Genomic DNA, 20871 nt, shown 5'->3' with positions numbered 1-20871 from the left:
AACCTAAACCGTTAATTGTGAATTGATTACATTTTGTAGCGAGAGCGGGGCACGATCCCGCGACCTCCGGGTTATGAATCCGACGCTCTAACCAACTGAGCTACCTCGCCGTTTTGTGGGTGCAAATATAGAAACATTATTCATACACGCAAACACAAAATGAAAAAAAATATTATTAAAAATTATTGTCACAGGTCTTAATTAATGTATATATTGGGCTAAATAATTTTTTAATAGTACTTTATGGACGATAAAATTAAATTTGAAATAGAATTCTCAATACACGCTTCTCCTCAATTATTATATCAATACATTTCAACACCCTCTGGTTTATCAGAATGGTTCTCAGATAACGTTAATTCTCGTGGCGAATTATTCACCTTTATTTGGGATGATAGTGAAGAAAAAGCTAAACTGCTAAGTAAAAAAACTGGCGAACGCGTAAAATTCAGATGGCTGAATGATGAAGAGGATAATACATCTTACTTCGAAATTAAAATTCAGGTAGATGAAATCACTAAAGATGTTTCTTTAATCATTACCGATTTTGCCGAAGAAGACGAAGTTGATGAAGCAAAGATGCTTTGGGATAATCAAATTTCTAGTTTAAAGCAGGTATTAGGCTCTGCATAATCACTAAATAATATATTTCAATTATATTTGTGTCCTGTTCTCCCAAAAGAGAGCAGGACATTTTTTTTATGACAAATTACAACGGAAATATTTTAGCAGAAACCAATATTCTTTCAATTCAAAATAGAGGTTATGCTTATGGCGACGCTCTTTTTGAAACCATTAAAGCTTCACACGGAAAATTACTGTTTTGGGAAGATCATTATTTTAGATTAATGGCGTCCATGCGTATTATGCGTATGGAAATTCCGATGAATTTCACTATGGAATTTCTTGAAGAACAAATTATGAATACGTTACAAGCAAACGATTTAAACGAAGCTTCTGCACGTGTAAAATTAACAGTTCACAGAAACGAAGGAGGTCTGTATTTACCACAAACCAACGCTGTAGGATTTAATATTTCAGTTAAACCATTGGAAAATGATTTTTATGAGCTGAATGATGGTTTTTATGAAGTGGATTTGTTTAAAGATTATTACGTGTCGCCAAGTTTACTTTCTACATTAAAAACTAACAATAAAGCGTTGCATGTAGTTGGAAGTATTTATGCGAACGAAAATAATTTAAATAATTGCTTAATTTTAAATACCGATAAGCACGTTGTAGAAGCCCTTAGCGGAAATGTTTTTTTAGTAAAAGGAAATACCATAAAAACACCTCCACTTTCGGATGGTTGTTTAAAAGGTGTGATGCGTAAACAAATTATAGAGGTGGTAAATACTTTGGAAGGCTACGAATTGCTTGAAGCATCTATATCTCCATTTGAACTTCAGAAATCTGACGAAATTTTTATTACCAATGTTATTTCAGGAATTATTCCGGTAACAAAATACCGCAAAAAGTCATTTAGCAATGAAGTAGCTAAAACAATCCTACAGAAGTTAAATGTAAAAATCAGATTAAGCTAATTGTAGTTGGGGTTTTCCGGAGCGTTAGACCAAATGCTGTATTCATCACCAAATTCCAGCATTTTTTCTTTCCAGAACGATTCGTAATCTTTTCCAATAATTTCATTTTTATAAATATTTTCGGTTACCACCCAGGAATTCGACTTTAACTCGTCGTCTAACTGGTTGGCGCCCCAACCGGAATATCCTAAAAAGAATCTAATTTCGTCTTCTTTAATGTTGTTTTCGGCTATAAGTTCGGCTACTTTCGAGAAATCGCCTCCCCAATAAATACCTAATGAAATTTCAACACTATCCGGAATAAGATCTGGAATTCTATGAATAAAATAAAGATTGTCCTGTTCTACAGGACCACCATTGTACACCTTAAAGTTAGCTTCAACTTCAGGTACCAAGTCGTTAATATTATAGTCTAATGGTTTGTTTAAGATAAAACCTACAGACCCTTCATGAGAGTGTTCTGCTAATAACACAATAGATCGATTAAAGGAAACATCGCCAATTATAGCAGGTTCAGCGATTAACAGATTTCCTTTTTTTGGTTGGATTGTAATCATACTATCGTTGAGTTAGTACTCTAAATCTAATATTTATTTCTTAAAAAAGCAACACTTTAAGTAGATATATAAAAAAATGCCTTCAAAAAAATGAAGGCATTTTAAATATTAATATGGTATTCTAATTAGTTTACTGCGTTTGATAAATCTGCACCAGCTTTAAACTTTACAATGTTTTTAGCTTTGATTTTGATAGTATCTCCTGTTTGTGGGTTTCTACCTTCTCTAGCTGCTCTTTTAGAAACTGACCAAGAACCGAATCCTACTAAAGAAACTCTGTTACCTTTTTGTAAAGCTCCTTCAATTTCAATTAGTGCACATTCTAAAGCTTTTTTTGCTGCAGCCTTAGTAATTCCAGCATGTTCTGCCATCGCATCGATTAAATCTGTTTTGTTCATAATGTAAAATTTAATTATTAATAAATTGGTTAAACGTTTGTGTTAATTCCTACTACAAATTTAGACGGATATCTCAATAATGCAAGTAATAGCAAGGGAAATGCCAAGTTTTGTTAATAACTTCTGACTTTTGTTAATAAAGAAGGTGTTTTTTGTCGATGTTTTTAAAATATCAGTGTTAATAAGGCTTTACAGCACTTTAGCATTAGGCTCAAACACATATCCATTTAAAAGTGATTGGATATCCATAGCGCGTTTACCAGGAAGTTTTATTTCCTTTATATTAATGTACCCATTTTCTACAGCTACTTTTAGTGCTTTTTTGGAAGCAATTATGGTTCCCGTTTCATGGTTATGTTGTTCTTTTTCTTTTGCAGAAGCATAAATTTTCACATCCAGATGTTCATCACCATTTACCAATGTACACCAGGCTCCAGGATAAGGACTTAATCCTCGAATTAAATTATGAATTTCATCTAGCGATGCTTCCCAGTTAATTTTACAGTTATCGCGATTTAATTTGTAGGCTGTTTTTATATCGGCAGTATCTTCTTGTGGTGTGGCTGTAACATTATCGCTTTCAATTTGCTTTACCGTTTTTAAAACCAAAGCACTACCAATAGTCATTAATTTATCATGTAGACTCCCCACATTTTCTTCCGGTTCGATAGCCACAGATTCCTGAAGAATCATATCTCCGGTATCGATATCTTCATTAATAAAGAAGGTTGAAACTCCTGTGGTGGTTTCACCATTTATAATAGCCCAGTTAATAGGTGCAGCACCTCTGTAATTAGGAAGTAACGACGCATGTAAGTTGAAGGTGCCATATTCTGGCATTTGCCAAACCGCTTTTGGTAGCATCCTAAATGCTACGACGATTTGCAAATTGGCATTTAAACTTTTCAATTCATTTAAAAAGTCATCGCTTTTTAAATTGGTAGGCTGTAAAACGTTTAGGTTTTGAGATACGGCATATTGCTTTACGGCGCTTTCGCTAAGTTTTCTTCCTCGTCCGGCTGGTTTATCGGGTGCTGTAATAACACCTACTATATTATAATTATTTTCAACTAAGGTTTTTAAAGTGTCGACCGCAAAATCGGGCGTTCCCATGAATACAATTCTTAAATCTTTCATTGTATGACTATTTATTGTTTTGAATCATTTATAAAGAAGAAACTCTTTTATAAATGACTTAATTTATATGTGTTTGATTTTGTAATATTTATAATTTGATGTTCGAGTAATAATCGAATCACTTCTTTTAACTCACTTTCGTTACAATTTAAATTTGAAATCAATTCCCTAGACGATTGTTCTTTTTCCTGTAAAAGTTCAATCACCTGATGTTTTAATGAACTGATATTTTGTGGTTTTTGTGACTGCTTCTTTTTCGTAATACAAACCGAACATATACCACAAGGTTCCATTTCTATCTCACCAAAATAAGAAAGCAACTGCATGCTTTTGCAAACAGCATCGTTATTGATATAATCAAGAATAGCGTTTACTTGATCCTCTTTTAATTTATTTTGTTGCTTAATTATAGAAGCGATTCTATTTATTGTTTTATCATCTTCTCGCGGTTCTATAAACGTCACCTGAGCATCTGTTCTGGCTAGGTTTAGTGTAATGATTTCATCGGTTTCTAATTGAAGCAATACTTCAGTTATTTGTTTTTCTGAAACCGATGCTTTTTCGGCAATCTTCCCTAAATTTATTTTCGTGTCATTATCAAAAATTCCACCATACATTCGTAAAATGGACTTCACAATGATGTCGTAATTTTTACGTGTTTCTAGATATTTAAAAAGCGCCGGACTGGAAATGATAAACTGAGCCGATACTTTGTTTTTAAATTGCTTAGAAAGTGTAATGATGCTGTTTCTATCTAACAATAGCAAAGCATTATAGGCTAAAATAGCGTTGAAATTATAGGTTTTACAAAAGGTGTTGTAATCGAAATCGAAGGTAAGGTATTCGCCTTCTCCATAAGACACCTGAAAGTAATTACAAAGCTTACGGTACACCTGTTTCACGAAATCGACCGTTGGTAATATTTTTAAAAACTGATTTTTAACCAATTCTTCATCGCTGTTATTCTTTAAAATAACAGCAAAAGCCTTTTCGCCATTTCGTCCGGCACGACCAGCTTCCTGAAAGTAACTCTCAATACTTTCGGGTAAATTTAAATGCACAACCGTTTTTACATTGGGTTTATCGATACCCATACCAAATGCATTGGTCGCTACCATAACCTGCTTTTGATCTGTTAGCCACAAGTCCATATGTTTATCCTTATCTTCAGTAGGTAAGCCGCCATGGTAATAGGTGGCCGAAATGTTTTTAGAAGCTAGAAATGTACTGACTTCCTGAGTCGATTTTCGGTTTCTAACATAAATGATTGAAGGTTGCTTATATTTTTGAAGAATGGTTTGGAGGCGATAGTATTTATCGTCTTCATGAAAAACCATATATCCTAAATTAGATCTAAAAAAGGACTGCTTAAATATTTTCGGACTTATAAAATCAAGTTCTTTAACTATGTCGTCAATCACTTCTGGTTTGGCTGAAGCTGTCAAGGCAATCACGTTAACCGTAGGATGTAATTGACGTAAAATGACAATGTTTTTATAGGCCGGCCTGAAATCACTTCCCCATTGCGAGATACAATGCGCTTCATCAACTGCAATTAAATTTACATGCATTTGACGAATACGTTCCTGAACAAGTTCCTGCTGCAGTCGTTCCGGCGATAAGTATAAAAACTTGTAATTTCCATAAACACAATTATCGAGCATGGTATCGAGTTGAGTATAACTGATACCACTGGTAATCGCCATAGCTTTAATGCCTTTGTCGTTGAGTTGCTTAACCTGATCTTTCATCAAGGCTATTAAAGGCGATACCACAATGCAAATACCTTTTTTTACCAAAGCCGGAACTTGAAAACACAAGGATTTACCGCCTCCTGTTGGAAGTAACGCAAAAGTATCTTCACCTTCTAAAACTGCATTAATAATAGCTTCTTGCTGCGGCCTGAATGAGGTGTAGTTCCAATAGCGCTCCAGTATGTTTATGGGATGTTCCATTTACATTTTTATAGCATTTAAAATGTAATCTGCACGGTTTTCAATCGTATCAAAAGGCACATCAATTAAATTATAATTGTAACTACTGTAGGTGTTTAATAAATGGTCGTGTATTTGTAAAGCTTGCTCGAAACTTTCATAACGCTCGTTATCTGAGGTGTAAATAGCTTCCCAAGGTTTTAAAATGAATACACCATCATAAATCGAATTTTTGCAGGCCTCAATAAAATGTTGCGGATAGCTGTCGCCTATAAAATTCATATAAGCTATAACATCGTGAACCCCGCGATCAAAGAAAATAGTCTCAGCTGAATACGTTTTGGCTTCTTCAAATTGTTGTGTTCTGCCTTTTAAAAGCTGTTCGCTGAACAATAACGGATTGGTTAAAAATAATTGGTCGATGCCTTCTTTTTGAGCTTCAAGAATAACCTGACGCGAAATTTCCTCAAGGCAAGTATGTCCTCGTTTAATAAGTTCATTTATTAAAGAAGACTTTCCGGTTCCGGGTCCGCCAGTAATGACAATTTTTTTAGTACTCAAACCTGTTCAATTTTGCTGTAAAATTCGGAATTTAACTGTTATAAAAAAAATACAGATGCCGTTGATTGCTTCAGTTCAATTTTTACAACTCAAAATAAGGTGCTATAAAGTTATATAAGCTTATATTTGCAATATATAAGAATGATTATGAGTACACCTTCAAATTCAGAAGAATTTTATAAAAAATTAAGAGAACAATTATTTGAAACAGCAAGCTGGCCGTCTGAATACCTGTATAAATTTATTGTAAAAACTGATACGGATAAAATAGCAGATTTAGAAGCTATTTTTGATAATATGGGAGCTGTTATTAACACAACAGCTTCAAAAAACGGTAAATACACCAGTGTTTCCATTAACTTGTGCATGTCTGATCCTGATGCTGTAATTGCCAAGTATAAAGAAGTAGCAGAAAAAATAGAAGGCGTCATAAGTCTTTAGTTTTTTTTTGTATTTTGCACTAGCATAACAACTACATGCAAAAATTTTTAACTCTACACATATTATTTTGATAATAGACAATTTAGAATACAATACCGAGCGCGAGCACTTAATTATACCTGAGTATGGACGTCATCTTCAAAAAATGATTAACTATGCCAAGTCTCGTGAGACTAAGGAAGAACGAAACAAAGTAGCTAAGGCTATTATTGCTGTTATGGGAAACATGCAACCACACTTACGAGATGTGCCTGATTTTCAGCATAAACTTTGGGATCAGTTATTTATGATGTCTAATTTTGAATTAGATGCCGATTCGCCATACGAAAAGCCTACAAAAGAGCTTTTAGAAGAGCGTCCTGAGCCTATGAAATATCCCCAAAATTTTCCTAAATACCGTTTCTACGGAAACAATATAAAAACCATGATTGATGTGGCTAATACCTGGGAAGACGGTGAGCTTAAAGAAGCCTTAACCTACACCATTGCTAACCACATGAAAAAATGCTTTTTAAATTGGAATAAAGATACTGTTGAAGACGATGTGATTTACGGTCACTTATATGAACTTTCCGAAGGAAAAATCAATTTAAAAAATTCTGAAGAAGACTTGTCTGATGCTTCCAGCTTAATGCGAAGCAAGACAAAGTTTGTCAGTAAAAAAGGCGGACATCACAAAAAGAGTAATACATCAAACCGTCAAAGAAAACGCTTCTAATTATTTATGGGAACATTTAAAATTGAAGGAGGCCACAAATTAAAAGGAAGTATCCAGCCTCAAGGAGCCAAAAACGAAGCCCTACAGATTTTATGTGCTGTTTTATTAACTCCTGAAAAGGTTACCATTCACAATATACCGGATATTGTGGATGTGAATAAACTAATAACCCTTTTAGGAAATTTAGGGGTTAAAATTGAAAAAATAGGAAAAGGGTCTTATACCTTTCAAGCTGACGAAGTTGATTTAGAGTATCTGGAATCTGAAGCTTTTAAAGTTGATGGTCGTGGATTACGTGGGTCTATCATGATTGTTGGACCACTTTTAGCGCGTTTTGGCAAAGGATATATTCCAAAACCGGGAGGTGATAAAATAGGTCGTCGTCGTTTAGATACACATTTCGAAGGACTAATTAATTTAGGGGCTAAATTTCGTTACAGTAAAGAGGAACAATTTTACGGTGTTGAAGCAGACAGATTAAAAGGCTCTTATATGTTACTAGAAGAAGCTTCGGTAACCGGAACCGCTAATATTGTCATGGCAGCTGTTTTAGCCGAAGGACAAACGACGATTTACAATGCAGCTTGTGAGCCGTATTTACAGCAGTTATGTAAAATGCTGAACAGAATGGGCGCTAAAATAAGTGGTGTTGGTTCTAACATGCTAATTATTGACGGTGTTGAAAGTTTAGGTGGAACAGATCACACTATGTTACCAGATATGATTGAAATTGGTAGCTGGATTGGTTTGGCTGCGATGACCAAAAGTGAGCTTACCATTAAAAATGTGTCCTGGAACGATTTAGGAATTATTCCAAGTGTATTTAGAAAATTAGGGATCACTGTTGAAAAACAAGGTGACGATATTCATATTCCCGCACATACCGATGGTTACGAAATTCAGAGTTTTATTGATGGTTCTATTTTAACCATTTCAGATGCGCCTTGGCCAGGTTTCACACCCGATTTATTAAGTATTGTGTTGGTTGTGGCTACTCAGGCAAGAGGTAGTGTATTAATTCATCAGAAGATGTTTGAAAGCCGCTTATTCTTTGTCGATAAATTAATCGATATGGGGGCTAAAATCATTCTTTGTGATCCGCACAGGGCAACCGTTATTGGGCATGATTTTAAATCGACTTTAAAAGCCATGACCATGACTTCTCCGGATATTCGTGCTGGTGTTTCCTTGTTAATTGCTGCGCTTTCAGCCAAAGGGACGTCTACAATCCAAAATATAGAACAAATTGATCGAGGTTACGAAAATATTGATGAGCGTTTACGTGCTATAGGTGCTAAAATTGAGCGTTTAGATTAATTTATAAACTCTAAAATTATAAAAAAAAGGTGCAGTTTTAATTGCACTTTTTTTTAATTAAAATAACCCTGTAATTTCGCCATCGTCATTAATATCGATATGTTCAGAAGCAGGCTGGGAGGGGAGACCAGGCATACGCATGATATCTCCGGTAATTGGAATTAAAAAGCCAGCTCCTGATGCGATTTCAATTTCTCTAACAGTAATAATAAAATCTTTTGGTCTACCTAATAATTTAGGATTGTCGCTTAGCGATTTCTGAGTTTTAGCAATGCAAACTGGTAGTTTCTCAAGGCCTAAATCTGAGATTTTATTAAGGTTGGCTTTGGCTTTAGGAGTGTAGTCTACATGTTCGGCTCCGTAAATTTCTTTTGCAATAGTTTCTATTTTAGACATGACAGGAGTATTCCAGTCGTATAACGGTTTGAAGTCGGCATTATTTGTTTCAACAACTTCAATAACTTGTTTTGCTAAATCTAAAGCGCCTTCGCCACCTTTAGCCCAAATATCAGCTAAGGCAATTTTAACGCCTTTATGCTTAGCAAATGCTTTAATGACATTTATTTCATTTTCGGTATCACTTGAGAATTTATTAATGGCAATAACAGCAGGAACATTAAATTTAGTAATATTTTCCAGATGTTTTTCCAGATTAGGAAGTCCGCTTTTTAAATCTTCAATATTTTCTTCGGTTAATGATTTTAAATCGGCGCCACCATGATATTTTAAGGCTCTAATGGTCGTGGTTAGCACGACAGCTTTAGGTTTTAACCCGGCACTTTGGCATTTAATGTCGAAGAATTTTTCAGCTCCCAAATCGAAACCAAAACCTGCTTCGGTCACGGTGTATTCAGAATGAGACATCCCCATAAGGGTTGCAATTACCGAGTTGGTTCCTTGGGCGATGTTAGCAAAAGGGCCGCCATGTATAATAGCAGGATTGCCTTCTATTGTTTGAACTAAATTTGGTTTTATAGCATCTTTTAACAAAGCAGCCATGGCGCCTTCCGCTTTTAAATCTCTTGCATAAATAGGGGTCTTGCTAAATGTGTAGCCAATAAAAATATTACCTAAACGAGCTTTTAAATCGGTAATATTTTGTGCTAAGCAAAGAATGGCCATAATTTCGGAGGCTGCAGTAATATCAAATCCGGTTTCTCTTGGTATGCCCGAAGTTATGCCTCCTAATCCCACAATAATACGTCTTAAAGCACGGTCGTTTAAATCCATAACACGTTTCCAGCTTATAGTTCTGGGGTCTAATTGTAATGAATTTGTTTTGCTTTGAATGTTATTGTCTATAATGGCGGAAAGTAGATTGTGAGCCTTTTCTATAGCTGAAAAATCGCCTGTAAAATGAAGGTTAATATCTTCCATTGGAAGCACTTGCGAATAGCCACCACCAGTAGCGCCGCCTTTAATGCCGAAAACCGGACCTAATGAAGGTTCTCGTAAAACCACAGTTGTTTTTTTGTTTAATCTGTTTAAACCTTCTGATAGCCCAATAGACATAGTGGTTTTACCTTCGCCGGCAGGTGTAGGTGAGATAGCAGAGACAAGAATCAGATTGCTATTAGATGCTTTTTGTTTGTCAATATATTTTAAAGGAATTTTGGCTTTGTACTTTCCGTACATTTCAATGTCATTAGGATTGATGCCAAATTTTTCAGCAATTTGGGTTATATGTTTTAGAGTAACTGTTTTCGCAATATCTAAATCAGTCATAATTTTATTAGTTTTAGTTCTTCTAAAGTTATAAAATAAAGACTATTTAAGATGTGATTTTTGTCATTTTACACTTACTTTTTAATCTGTCAAGGCTTCTTTATAGACTTTTAAGCAACGTTCACGAGCATATTTATGATCTACTATAGGTTGAGGGTAGGTGAGTTCCTGAAATTCGGGTACCCATTGTTTAATATATTTTAAATTTTTGTCGAATTTTTCAATTTGTGTCGTCGGATTAAATATTCTGAAGTAAGGCGCAGCATCTACACCACATCCGGCTACCCATTGCCAGTTTCCAACATTACTAGCCATCTCATAATCGTGTAATTTTTCTGCGAAATAGGCTTCACCCCAACGCCAATCGATTAATAAGTGTTTGCATAAAAAACTACCCACCAACATTCTGACGCGATTATGCATAAATCCGGTTTGGTTGAGCTGTCTCATGCCGGCATCTACAAGAGGATAACCTGTGTTTCCTTCGCACCATGCTTTAAACTCTTCTTCATCATTTCTCCAGACTATTCTGTCGTATTGGGGTTTGAAACTTTCAGTGACCGTATGAGGGAAATGCCATAAAATTTGCATGAAAAACTCACGCCAAATTAATTCTTGAAGAAAGACTTCATTTTTAGATTGGTTCGCTTTAGTGACCATTTGTCTAACACTTACGGTGCCAAAGCGCAGGTGAGGGCCTAATTTTGAAGTAGTGTCTAAGGCTGGAAAATTTCTTGTATCTTCATAATTAGCAATAAGTTCAGGTGTTACTGTGTATTCTTCAATCTTTTGATTGGATCGTGAAAATCCTAAGGTTTGCAAATCGATATTTAATAGGGAGTCATCATCAATAATATGATTTAAGAGGGATTCACTGGGAAAGGTTTTAAGGTTTTGATTTTTAAATGTGGATTTCCAAACCTTCATATATGGTGTGTAAACTACATAAGGATTACCATCCGATTTTGTTATGTCATCACGCTCAAAAATAACCTGATCTTTAAAGGTTTTAAAGTTGATGTTTTTTGATTTTAAGAAAGTTTCAACTGAAGCGTCTCGTTCCTTAGCATACGGCTCGTAATCGTGATTGGTAAACACCGTTTGAACATGATAGGTTTCGCAAATGGTTTTATAAACCTCTAAAGGTTTGCCGTAGTAAATGGCCAAAGATTTGCCATGTTGTTTTTGAAGTGTTAATCGGATATGTTGAAGTGTATCAAAAATAAAGGTAACTCTGGCATCGTTTTTTGGGAGTTTATCAAGGATTTTTGTGTCGAAAATAAAAATAGGTAAAACAGGGTGTTCGCTGGATAACGCTTCAAACAAGCCGTGGTTATCAAGAAGTCTTAAATCGCGACGAAACCAGAATATATTTATTGTTTTTTTCATTTAAAGTGTTCCGAAAAGGGCTTCTAGTTTTTTAGTTCTGTAAGTGAAAATTTCTTCAAGTTTGGGTTTAACAATTATAGGGTGAACGAGTTGCCCAATAAAACCTAAAGGAAGTTTGTAGTCAACAATATCTTCCATTTCGACCCCACCATTAATGGGGTTTATAAAATGTTTATGATGCCATAAACTGTAAGGTCCGAACCGTTGCTCGTCTACAAAATAATGTTTGTCGACCACATGAGTAATTTCGGTAACCCATTTGGTTTTTATGCCTAAAATAGGCGTGACGATATACTGAATAATTTGACCTGAAAACATGTGGCGATCGGCACCGGAAAGGATATCGAAACTCATGTAATCGGGCGTGATGGTTTTTAGATTTTTAGGATCTGAAAAAAAAGCCCAGGCCTCGTCTACGCTAATAGGGAGGTTTTGCTTTCTATGTAAGGTGTAAATCTTCATAATTTAATTGTAAAGCCAAATGTATAAGTTAAGCGAATTTGCAATAAAGAGCCACAGCATATAAGGTGTTATCAACAAAGATTTTAAACCCAGTACTTTGCGGTAATCATATTGAAAAACACAAACTACGGCTGTTAGTAACAAAATAACCAGTAGCCCAAGACCTGCCATATGTTGGTTGAAAAACACAAAATTCCAGCCTACGTTCAGTAAGAATTGAACGGTAAATAATGATTTTACTTTTTTTGATGAATCGCTCGGCCACAAAAACGCCATGTACACCGAAAAGCATAGCATAATCATGCTCCATGCCGTACCAAAGACCCACCCAGGAGGTGTCCAGGGTGCTTTGTTTAAATTGAGATACCATTCCGATTGCGGTCCGTTTTGCATTAACCAGGCTCCTAAAGCTAACGCTCCGTAATTGACGATCAGAAAACCTAAAAAATACTTTAGAATTTTCATTGTAAATGTTGTGTGATTTTATCGCTTAAAGGCTGTGTGGCTGACAGATAATAGTCAACCAGTTGCCCGTTACCATTCACTAAATATTTTTGGAAGTTCCATTTTACCGTGGTATCCATATTTCCATTTTTTGATTTTTTAGTCAACCATTGGTATAGCGGATGTTGGTTGTCGCCTTTAACATCAACTTTTTCGGTCATTAAAAACGTTACACCATAGTTTCGTTGGCAGAATGTTTGAATTTCATCAGCGGTTCCCGGCTCCTGACTACCAAACTGGTTGCAAGGCACTCCAATAATCATTAGGTTGTCTTGATAAGTATCGTAAAGCTTTTGCAAATCTTCGTATTGTCCCGTAAATCCACATTTCGAAGCCACATTAACAAACAGTATGTTTTTACCTTTAAAGGTTGATAAATTGACGGGTTCGTCTTCAAGACTGTTGATTTTTATATCGTAAATAGATTCAGCAGGCGTGGCCTGTGCGTTAGATTTTGTAAAGAATGAAAACATGGTGATTAGGATTAAAATTGATTTTTTCATCGGATGATATGTATTTGCTTTTTTAAATTTTAAATGTTACGATGCCATTATCCATCTGGAAAATTTGTCCTGACATGGACGACGATTTATCGGAAATTAAAAATACGGCCATTTCAGCAACTTCTTCAGGTTTTAATATTTTTTTTAACGGATGACGTTCCGTAATGGTTTCAACCATTTTTTCATTTCTAAGTAATTTTGAAGCTAATTCGGTATCGGTTACCGATGGGGCTATGGCATTAATTCTGATGCTTGGAGCGAGTTCTGCTCCTAAAGATTTCACTAGACCTTCAATACCCGATTTCGCTGTGGCTACGCTGGCATGAAAGGGCATGCCTAATTTTGTTGCTACCGTACTGAACAATACAATGGATGGGTTTTTGCTTTGTTTTAAAACAGGTAAGTAGTGCTGAATTGCTTTAATAGCGCCCAAAACATTAATTTCAAAATCTTCTCTGAATTCACCAAGTGATATTCTGGAAATAGGCTTTAAATTAATACTACCAGGACAGTATATTAAAGCATCGGCTACCTCAATAGGTGGTAACTCATCTGTTAAAACATTAAACGTAATATGTTGTAAATTGGCGTGTAGAAGTTCTGGAGCAGATCGACTCAGGTTTATAACTTTATGTGTGTCTATAAGTTGATTCAAAATAGCATGACCAATACCTTTACTTCCACCAATAATAATGATTGTTTTCATGTTATATATTGTTTAGTAAATGCTTGCCGTTTAAACGCTTTTCTACTTTGCGCTTTATGGCTGTTAAGCGTTTCATTAAATCCATGATGTTCTCGTCCTTTTTTGTTTTGTAGATTTGGTTTAAATCTAAAATCAAGGCCTTTGCCTTCCTGGATAAGACGATACGATCGTTTGTAGATAACGATTTTAAACTTACTTGTTCAAATTCTAAGGCTTGTTCAATTGTACTCATGGCTTTTAGTTTAGAAGTTTTACATATTTTTTTAGTCTTTCTTATTTATCTTTTGGATATTTTATTTCCGGTAATTTGTTTTTGCCTACTACATTTAAATCGCCCTTTTTCAAAATCTCGCAATTTTTGGTGTTTTGTAGCTCTTCCTTGCACGCGTTTTCGCCAAAGCCTGAAGCTTCCGGGTTTCAGTTCTTTTCTCATAATTTCAATAACCTCTTGTTCTTTAAGTTGAAATTGAAACGTGATAGCTTCAAACGGTGTGCGGTCTTCCCATGCCATTTCAATTATTCGGTCAAGTTCCTGTTCTGAAAATGTTTTAATCATTAATTGATATTGAAATTATAATGCTTAGTGAATTCTAATTTTAGATTTAAAAGCTTATTAAAAAATGCTCTGTTTTCATTGAAAGTTTTGCTTTTTCTAAAACGAATAAAACTACCATTAGCATGAATACTTAGCCCATTGGTTTTGTAAATGCTTAATTTAAAATAAGGGATGACCCAAACAAAGCGATTTAAGCCTTTAGTGATATGTACTAGAATTCCTTGTGGTCGCAATTCAATATTTGCATAGTTTAGGTCGCTAACTTGGTTTAAAATAGAATCGAAGTTGGGACTGGTATCTTCAATAATCATACGTTTAGATCCTATGCCTTTTAGCTTTAAAGAGGTCCAAAAAGAAAATGGCTTACCTACCAAATCATTAATTTGTCGTGTAATTTCATGGTCTTTATTTGTAGTTATAAAAAGCAAATTTTCACATTTATTCAAAAATACAAAATGTTTATGTTTTAATTGAAAAAGTTAAACAAAAAAAATAACAATTCATTTTTAAGCTATTTATTTTTCAGCATTCTTGTTCTCTCGTTTAGTGTGTGGTGTTTTAATATGCGGTAATTTTCTTGTTTTACCAATGCGTTGTCTTTCATATTCCATAAAATAGCACTGGCATGTTTACGTGTTTTTTGTTCATCAATAATAGGGGATGGGTAGTCTTTTCCTATTTCAAATCCGAAGAGTTGTTGGTCAAAATAAGTCATATTATTAGGGTTGTGAACAAAAGATGTGTCTAAATGCGTCAGTTCTGGAACCCATTGTTTTATAAATGTACCATCAGGATCCAGTTCAATACTGTTTTTTAATGGATTGTAGATGCGTAGTGTGTTTATTCCGGTTTCTCCGGCTTGCATTTGAATTTGTGGGTAGTGAATTCCGGGTTCAAAGTCTAAAAACAAACTCGCCAGATACCTGCTTAAATCTTGCCAGGGTTGCCATAAATTGTGTGTGAAAAAAGAAACTACCATAGCACGCATTCTAAAATTTAAATAACCGGTTTCTTTGAGACAGCGCATACAGGCATCAACCAAAGGAAAGCCTGTATTTCCCGATTTCCAGGCTTCGTGGTAATCCTTGTTTTTTGCTTTGTAAAGGTTATGATAACCTTTGTTAACACTTCTAAATTCCATGTCATGCTCCATTTCGAACTTTTGAATAAAGTGCGCTTGCCAACGTAATCGCGATGTGAAGGCATTTAAATGGCGTTTATGTTTTGAATATGTATATGTTGCCTGAGCAGTGTTTAATACCTGTTTAACAGATAAGTTTCCCCACGCAATATAAGGTGATAGCCGGCTGCAGGCGGTTCGTGCTTCCATTGGTTTTGAAATATGAAACATATAGTTTTCATAGCGTTTATTAAAAAAGGATGACATGTATTTTAAAGCCATAGATGTGCCGCCTTTTTGAAAATGACTGTTTGGAGACGTCTTAAGTTGTGAGGTTTTAAAATGAAGTTCTAAAGTGTTGATTTCATTTATAACAAGCAGTTGTTTTGTTTTTGGCTGAAATTTGAATTCTGGAATAGACATAAAATAATTCCAGTCTTCAATCCAGGTGGCACGATTGTGAAGGCCACGTTGAACTCCGTTATTTATGTGTTCTTTCCATAGAATATCGTTTGTTTTACAAAATTCTGCGAAAGCCATGTCTCTTTTGTAGGTTGAAGCTATGCCAGTTTCCTGATGAGAAAATACCTGTTGAATATGATAATTTTTTTGAAGGCTTTGGATAGCGTTTTCAATAGAGCTATAAATTGCCAAAACTTTAGAATTGTAAATGTAAAGAGAACGGTTAAGGTCTTCTAAAGATTGCTTTACAAAATTCCAATGGCGTTCACTATAATGAGGGTCTTGAAGCAAAAAGTCTTCAAAAACATAGAGTAGTAGTACGCGATGATTTGTTGCGATGGCATTTGCTACAGCTTCGTTATCCTCCAGCCGAAGGTCTCTTTTTAACCAGACAACATTTAAATTTTGCTTCATTCTTTTTTAAAATGCATCAGGACATGCGATAATTCGTTGTGCTCTTTCTTTAATTTTTATAAGTTGATTTTTATTTATTTTATCAAGGATGCTAAACATCATGCTCATCCGACGGTTTTTGCTTAACACATCTCGTTTATCATCCAAAAAATTCCAGTATAGACTATTAAAAGGGCAGGCATTTTTGCCTAGTTTTTCGTTTTTATTGTAGTAACAGCTATCACAATAATTGCTCATTTTACTAATATAACTGGCGCTGGATACATATGGTTTTGTGGCAATTTTACCGCCATCGGCAAACTGACTCATGCCTCGGGTATTTGGTAATTGTACCCATTCAACAGCATCAACATAAATGCCTAAATACCATTTGTCAACGTCATCAGGGTGAATTTGGGCTAATAAGGCAAAGTTGCCTGTAATCATAAGCCGTTGAATGTGGTGTGCATATCCATGGTTTAAACTGTTGGTAATACTGTGTTTTAAGCAATTCATTTTTGTGTTTGCTGTCCAAAAAAAATCAGGAAGTGGTTGGGTGTTTTTTAAATGATTCAGTTTTTTGTATTCAGGCATAAATGCCCAGTACATGCCTCGCATATATTCCCGCCAGCCAATAATTTGCCGGACAAAACCTTCAATTTGGGAAATGTCAATATTCTTGCCATGTTTGTACCAGTAATTTAAAACCGTATCGACCACATTTTTTGGAGAAATGAGCTTTAAGTTCATGGCAAATGATAATCGGGAATGGAATAGATTTACTTCTTGAGTGTGCATGGCGTCCTGATAATCGCCAAAATTTATGAGCAAGGTTTCACAGAAATATTTAAGCTGAATTAAAGCTTGCTCTCGGTTAATAGGGTATTCGAAGGTGTTGGATTCAAACCGTCCTATGGTTTTTATCTTTTCCTTTTTTATCAATGTAATAATATTGGAAACCTGATTATTGAACTGTTTATACATCGGAATTTCTGGTTTGTCTTTCCATTTGTTTCTATTGCTTTTGTCGAAATTCCATGTTCCGCCTTCGGGTTGATTCGTAACTATTAGAATGTCATGTTTTTTACGCATATGGCGATAAAATGTTTCCATGAGGTATTGTTTTTTGTCCTTGTAAAACGCCTTTAATTCATGGCGGTTTGTATAAAAATGTTCAGTTGAAAATACTTCGGAAGGTATTTTTATTGTTTTTGTAAATTGGAGTAATTGTTCATTTAAACGATACTCGTCAGGATGTTGGTATTCAAATTTTTGAATGTTAAAGTCTTTAATGAGTTTTTGAAGATTGTTAATAAGGTTTTGAGTATTTCTCTGGTCGTCTAGTGTAAAGTATTCAACTTGATAACCTTTTGATTTTAACAGCTTTGAAAAATCGCGCATGGCTGCAAAAAAGCCTACGACTTTTTGAATATGATGCGTTACATAATCAGTTTCCTGACGCATTTCAAACATGCAATACACGTGGTTGTTTTGCTTGGATTTATACCAGCTGTGTTTACTGTTTAGCTGGTCGCCAAGTATGAGTCTAAGAGTTTTCAAAATATTAAAACAGGGAGTTTTGAAGCCATAAACGTTGGTGTTTACCGTTGGTATCGTAACGCTCGGCTTGCGATTTTACATCAAATTTTCGGTCTCTGGGGTCATTGCCAACACCGGAAACATACATCCAGTTTCCATAATTGCTATGTACATCGTAATCGAGAAGCAGGCTTTCAAAATAACTGGCACCAATACGCCAGTCTATTTTTAGGTGTTTAGCAAAATAACTGGCCACATTTTGTCTACCTCGATTACTCATCCAGCCTGTTTTTCCAAGTTCAATCATGTTAGCATTTACAAAAGGTTCAGATGTTTTTCCATCAATCCAATGCTGAATAGTTTCTTTGTTTTTATACCATGAATAGGTTTTGTTTAGAATGCCTTCAGTTTTAAAGATGTTATTACCATATTTTAGTGAAATGTATTTGAAATAGTCTCTCCAGATAAGCTCAAAAATGAGCCAGTAGGTGGATTGATTACTGAAATATTCATTTTCAAACCGTTTAATTTCATGATATATAAGTTTAGGAGATAGGCATCCATTGGCAAGCCAAGGTGAAAACTTAGAACTGTAGTCTGTGCCAATAAGTCCATTTCTCGTGTTTTTGTAAACGCCAAGCTTTTGTGTGTTAAAGATATAATGTTGCATATGATTTAAAGCGGCAGATTCTCCTCCACTAAAAGGGAATGCGCTTTTGTGGTGAATATTGAAATCCTCGAGACCCAAATCATTTAGTGTTGGAATTTTGGTAGTGTTTTGAAATTCTGGTTGCTGAAAATTTACAATTGTATGTTTAGAGAGAGGTTGAACATTGACGTACTTTTCAACAGTTTTTCGGAAGTTGGTAAATATATTGGGTAGCTGTTCTATTTTAAATGGAATGTCCTCGGGATGAAATAAAAATTGTTCGAATGATGCTGTAAATTGAACATTGTTTGATAGTTGTTTTTTAACCTGATTAAAGACAAAAGTTTCTTCATGAGTCCATTCTTCTTGAAGAAAAATATCGGTTACCTGATGGTCTGCAACCAATTTTGGAATCTGATTTTCGGGTTTGTCAAGGTAAACAAATAGGGGAATGTGATGCTTTTCAAGATTGGCTTTTAAGTTGGTAGCGGATTCAATTAAAAATCTAGCACGATATTTTTCGGTTTTTTTAAATCCGAACTCACTAATTTGAAAATGTCTGGGGTCGAAACAGTAAATTGCAATAACTTTATTGCCCTTTGTAATGGCTTTTGTTATGGACGAATTATCATGAATCCTTAAATTATTTCGAAACCAGATTAAGCTTGTTTTGTTTTCCTGCGTTTGCATTGTTCGCTACAATATATTACATCGTTCCAGTATTTTTTCCATTTTTTTCGCCACGAAAAGGGTCGGTTACAAACCGGGCATATTTTAACCGGTAGATTTTCTTTTTTTACTGTTTTTGGCACAATTAAGCTTTGGCTAATTGATTAATCATGCCTTTAAAAATGAAACCATGAAAAGGTAAAACGCTGTACCAATATAGTCTTCCTGCTAATCCTCTTGGCCTGAATGTAGCGCGCTGGTATACTTTTCCGTTATTCACTCTAAACTCCAGCCAGGCTTCACCAGGTAATTTCATTTCGGCAAACAGTATTAATCTTTTTTGTTGTCTATCGGCTAAAAGCACACGCCAAAAATCTAGGGCATCACCGGTATGAATTTCTGTTTTGTTAGTTCGGCCACGACGTAAGCCTATACCTCCAACGAGTTTGTCGAGAAATCCTCTAATTTTCCATAAAAAGTTACCATAATACCAGCCGTTTTCTCCACCAATAGCCCAGATTTTATCTAGTGTACGTTGTTCATCTAAAACAGTTTGTTCTTTAATATCCTTAAAACAACCAAACTTAGGAACTTTTAAATATTTGCTAGAAGCTCGCTTTTTATGTCGACTATTAATTAAAGCATCTTTCCAGCTAGAGGTAATATGGTTGCTTTCAATTTTTTCAAAGGCTAATGCTACCGCATTTTTATAAGTCATGGGTTTCACATTTAATATGGTATTGATATTACTTGGTTTGCCAATGATTTCAATACCCATACTGTTTACTAAACTTCTTGCCAGTTTGTATGATGTTGAGGTAACAAAGTACAACCAGTAACTGGATAGTTTAGGTGTCATGACCGGAAGCGTAATAATGTAGCGTTTTAGTTTTCGGATTTCAGCAAATTGTAACAACATGGTTTTGTAGGTTAGAATTTCTGGCCCGAATATGTCATGAGATGTCTTGAAGAGTTCCTTTTTGCCTAAAGCATTTACTAAAAAGCTTAAAACATCTCTAATACCAATGGGTTGTGTTTTAGTATTCAGCCATTTTGGAGTTATCATTACGGGAAGTTTTTCAACTAAATCTCTAATAATTTCGAAGCTGGCACTTCCTGAGCCTACAATAATACCTGCTTTAAAAACAGTTAATGCGTAAATATTTGATTTTAGGGTGTTTTCAACATTTTTTCTAGATAATAAATGTTTGGAAAGTTTAGTGTCGTTGGTAATTCCACTTAGGTAAATGACCTGCTTAACGTCTGTGGTTTCAATGTAATTTTTAAAATTAACAGCGCAGGCTTCTTCCATTTTATGAAACTGGTCTACCGAAGTGGACATGGAATGAATCAAATAGTAGGCGGCGTCGATATCTTTTGGGATATTTTTAAGTGTTTCAGGCTTTAAAAAATCGGCTTCAACAACCTCAATGTCATCTTCATCAAAATACTTTCGTTCGGTTCTCAGTTTTCCACGAACAGCGCAAACCACAGTATGTCCTTCATTTAAAAGTAGCGGTATAATGCGTTTCCCAATGTAGCCGGTTGCTCCTGTAATGAGAACTTTCATGATTGTATTCTTTCGAT

24 protein-coding genes and 1 tRNA gene are annotated in these 20871 nt (G+C 35.1%); 5 read left to right on the top strand and 20 right to left on the bottom strand.

The features are described 5' to 3' along the window. Nucleotides 1-36 precede the first annotated feature (36 nt). Nucleotides 37-110: transfer RNA gene (locus tag ICJ84_RS07235), tRNA-Met, on the bottom strand. A gap of 133 nt (nucleotides 111-243) precedes the next feature. On the opposite strand from ICJ84_RS07235, the gene ICJ84_RS07230 reads away from it, so the two are divergent. Next, nucleotides 244-633 carry an START-like domain-containing protein gene (locus tag ICJ84_RS07230; protein WP_188215702.1) on the top strand — a complete coding sequence of 130 codons (390 nt, stop codon included), beginning with the start codon at nucleotides 244-246 and terminating at the stop codon, nucleotides 631-633. Nucleotides 634-701: 68 nt separating this feature from the next. Next, the gene (locus ICJ84_RS07225; protein WP_188215701.1) at nucleotides 702-1544 is read left to right on the top strand and encodes an aminotransferase class IV; all 843 of its coding nucleotides are present in this window, start codon (nucleotides 702-704) and stop codon (nucleotides 1542-1544) included. On the opposite strand, the gene ICJ84_RS07220 is transcribed toward ICJ84_RS07225, so the two are convergent. The 5 genes from ICJ84_RS07220 to ICJ84_RS07200 all read right to left on the bottom strand — a co-directional run bounded on the left by ICJ84_RS07220 (nucleotide 1541) and on the right by ICJ84_RS07200 (nucleotide 6131). Further along, nucleotides 1541-2101, bottom strand: coding sequence for a YqgE/AlgH family protein (locus ICJ84_RS07220; protein ID WP_188215700.1), 561 nt, complete (start codon nucleotides 2099-2101; stop codon nucleotides 1541-1543). The two genes, ICJ84_RS07225 and ICJ84_RS07220, sit on opposite strands and share 4 nt — an antisense overlap. Before the next feature lie 125 nt (nucleotides 2102-2226). Further along, nucleotides 2227-2499, bottom strand: coding sequence for an HU family DNA-binding protein (locus tag ICJ84_RS07215; protein ID WP_188215699.1), 273 nt, complete (start codon nucleotides 2497-2499; stop codon nucleotides 2227-2229). A 189-nt stretch (nucleotides 2500-2688) separates the two neighbouring features. Then, nucleotides 2689-3636, bottom strand: a complete 948-nt coding sequence (fmt, locus tag ICJ84_RS07210; protein ID WP_188215698.1) for a methionyl-tRNA formyltransferase — start codon at nucleotides 3634-3636, stop codon at nucleotides 2689-2691. A 47-nt stretch (nucleotides 3637-3683) separates the two neighbouring features. Continuing rightward, nucleotides 3684-5591: a RecQ family ATP-dependent DNA helicase gene (locus tag ICJ84_RS07205; protein ID WP_188215697.1), complete on the bottom strand. Its 1908-nt coding sequence runs from the start codon at nucleotides 5589-5591 to the stop codon at nucleotides 3684-3686. Further along, complete coding sequence (locus tag ICJ84_RS07200; protein WP_188215696.1) at nucleotides 5592-6131, bottom strand: AAA family ATPase; 540 nt, start codon at nucleotides 6129-6131, stop codon at nucleotides 5592-5594. A 147-nt stretch (nucleotides 6132-6278) separates the two neighbouring features. On the opposite strand from ICJ84_RS07200, the gene ICJ84_RS07195 reads away from it, so the two are divergent. The 3 genes from ICJ84_RS07195 (at nucleotide 6279) to murA (ending at nucleotide 8607) form a co-directional block, all read left to right on the top strand. Then, entirely contained in the window at nucleotides 6279-6572 is a 294-nt protein-coding gene (locus ICJ84_RS07195) for a DUF493 family protein (RefSeq protein WP_188215695.1), read from the top strand. 70 nt (nucleotides 6573-6642) lie between these two features. After that, complete coding sequence (locus tag ICJ84_RS07190; protein ID WP_188215931.1) at nucleotides 6643-7290, top strand: DUF4290 domain-containing protein; 648 nt, start codon at nucleotides 6643-6645, stop codon at nucleotides 7288-7290. Between the two features lie 6 nt (nucleotides 7291-7296). Beyond that, on the top strand, nucleotides 7297-8607 hold the full coding sequence (gene murA, locus ICJ84_RS07185) for a UDP-N-acetylglucosamine 1-carboxyvinyltransferase (protein ID WP_188215694.1): 1311 nt from the start codon (nucleotides 7297-7299) through the stop codon (nucleotides 8605-8607). A 57-nt stretch (nucleotides 8608-8664) separates the two neighbouring features. Here the strand turns inward: murA and ICJ84_RS07180 are convergent, their stop codons facing one another. The 14 genes from ICJ84_RS07180 to ICJ84_RS07115 all read right to left on the bottom strand — a co-directional run bounded on the left by ICJ84_RS07180 (nucleotide 8665) and on the right by ICJ84_RS07115 (nucleotide 20854). After that, nucleotides 8665-10332: a formate--tetrahydrofolate ligase gene (locus tag ICJ84_RS07180; RefSeq protein WP_188215693.1), complete on the bottom strand. Its 1668-nt coding sequence runs from the start codon at nucleotides 10330-10332 to the stop codon at nucleotides 8665-8667. An 81-nt stretch (nucleotides 10333-10413) separates the two neighbouring features. Next, a complete protein-coding gene (locus tag ICJ84_RS07175) occupies nucleotides 10414-11721 on the bottom strand; it encodes a cryptochrome/photolyase family protein (protein ID WP_188215692.1) in 1308 nt (435 codons plus the stop codon). Beyond that, on the bottom strand, nucleotides 11722-12183 hold the full coding sequence (locus ICJ84_RS07170; protein ID WP_188215691.1) for an SRPBCC family protein: 462 nt from the start codon (nucleotides 12181-12183) through the stop codon (nucleotides 11722-11724). It lies immediately after the preceding gene. A 3-nt stretch (nucleotides 12184-12186) separates the two neighbouring features. Beyond that, nucleotides 12187-12648 carry a TspO/MBR family protein gene (locus tag ICJ84_RS07165; protein ID WP_188215690.1) on the bottom strand — a complete coding sequence of 154 codons (462 nt, stop codon included), beginning with the start codon at nucleotides 12646-12648 and terminating at the stop codon, nucleotides 12187-12189. After that, the gene (locus ICJ84_RS07160) at nucleotides 12645-13160 is read right to left on the bottom strand and encodes a glutathione peroxidase (RefSeq protein ID WP_241748726.1); all 516 of its coding nucleotides are present in this window, start codon (nucleotides 13158-13160) and stop codon (nucleotides 12645-12647) included. Before ICJ84_RS07160 ends, ICJ84_RS07165 begins: the two co-directional genes overlap by 4 nt. Nucleotides 13161-13212: 52 nt before the next feature. Further along, nucleotides 13213-13896 carry an SDR family oxidoreductase gene (locus tag ICJ84_RS07155; protein ID WP_188215688.1) on the bottom strand — a complete coding sequence of 228 codons (684 nt, stop codon included), beginning with the start codon at nucleotides 13894-13896 and terminating at the stop codon, nucleotides 13213-13215. Between the two features lies 1 nt (nucleotide 13897). Then, complete coding sequence (locus tag ICJ84_RS07150; protein ID WP_188215687.1) at nucleotides 13898-14128, bottom strand: hypothetical protein; 231 nt, start codon at nucleotides 14126-14128, stop codon at nucleotides 13898-13900. A gap of 45 nt (nucleotides 14129-14173) precedes the next feature. Continuing rightward, complete coding sequence (locus tag ICJ84_RS07145; protein WP_188215686.1) at nucleotides 14174-14452, bottom strand: TIGR03643 family protein; 279 nt, start codon at nucleotides 14450-14452, stop codon at nucleotides 14174-14176. Beyond that, nucleotides 14452-14898: a hypothetical protein gene (locus ICJ84_RS07140; protein WP_241748719.1), complete on the bottom strand. Its 447-nt coding sequence runs from the start codon at nucleotides 14896-14898 to the stop codon at nucleotides 14452-14454. The genes ICJ84_RS07145 and ICJ84_RS07140 overlap by 1 nt, the downstream gene beginning before the upstream one ends. Nucleotides 14899-14963: 65 nt before the next feature. Then, complete coding sequence (locus ICJ84_RS07135) at nucleotides 14964-16448, bottom strand: cryptochrome/deoxyribodipyrimidine photo-lyase family protein (RefSeq protein WP_188215685.1); 1485 nt, start codon at nucleotides 16446-16448, stop codon at nucleotides 14964-14966. Nucleotides 16449-16454: 6 nt separating this feature from the next. Beyond that, complete coding sequence (locus ICJ84_RS07130) at nucleotides 16455-17987, bottom strand: cryptochrome/photolyase family protein (RefSeq protein ID WP_188215684.1); 1533 nt, start codon at nucleotides 17985-17987, stop codon at nucleotides 16455-16457. A 4-nt stretch (nucleotides 17988-17991) separates the two neighbouring features. Further along, nucleotides 17992-19305 (bottom strand): DASH family cryptochrome, encoded by a 1314-nt coding sequence (locus ICJ84_RS07125; RefSeq protein ID WP_188215683.1) that lies wholly within the window; start codon nucleotides 19303-19305, stop codon nucleotides 17992-17994. Beyond that, nucleotides 19275-19427: a DUF2256 domain-containing protein gene (locus ICJ84_RS07120; protein WP_188215682.1), complete on the bottom strand. Its 153-nt coding sequence runs from the start codon at nucleotides 19425-19427 to the stop codon at nucleotides 19275-19277. Before ICJ84_RS07120 ends, ICJ84_RS07125 begins: the two co-directional genes overlap by 31 nt. A 2-nt stretch (nucleotides 19428-19429) precedes the next feature. Next, the gene (locus ICJ84_RS07115) at nucleotides 19430-20854 is read right to left on the bottom strand and encodes an SDR family oxidoreductase (RefSeq protein WP_188215681.1); all 1425 of its coding nucleotides are present in this window, start codon (nucleotides 20852-20854) and stop codon (nucleotides 19430-19432) included. Nucleotides 20855-20871 lie beyond the last annotated feature (17 nt).

Origin of the sequence: Aestuariibaculum suncheonense, assembly GCF_014596935.1 — a bacterium.
Taxonomy (GTDB): domain Bacteria; phylum Bacteroidota; class Bacteroidia; order Flavobacteriales; family Flavobacteriaceae; genus Aestuariibaculum; species Aestuariibaculum suncheonense.
Note: the sequence above shows the minus strand (reverse complement) of the source record. Positions and strands in the feature narration are given on the sequence as shown.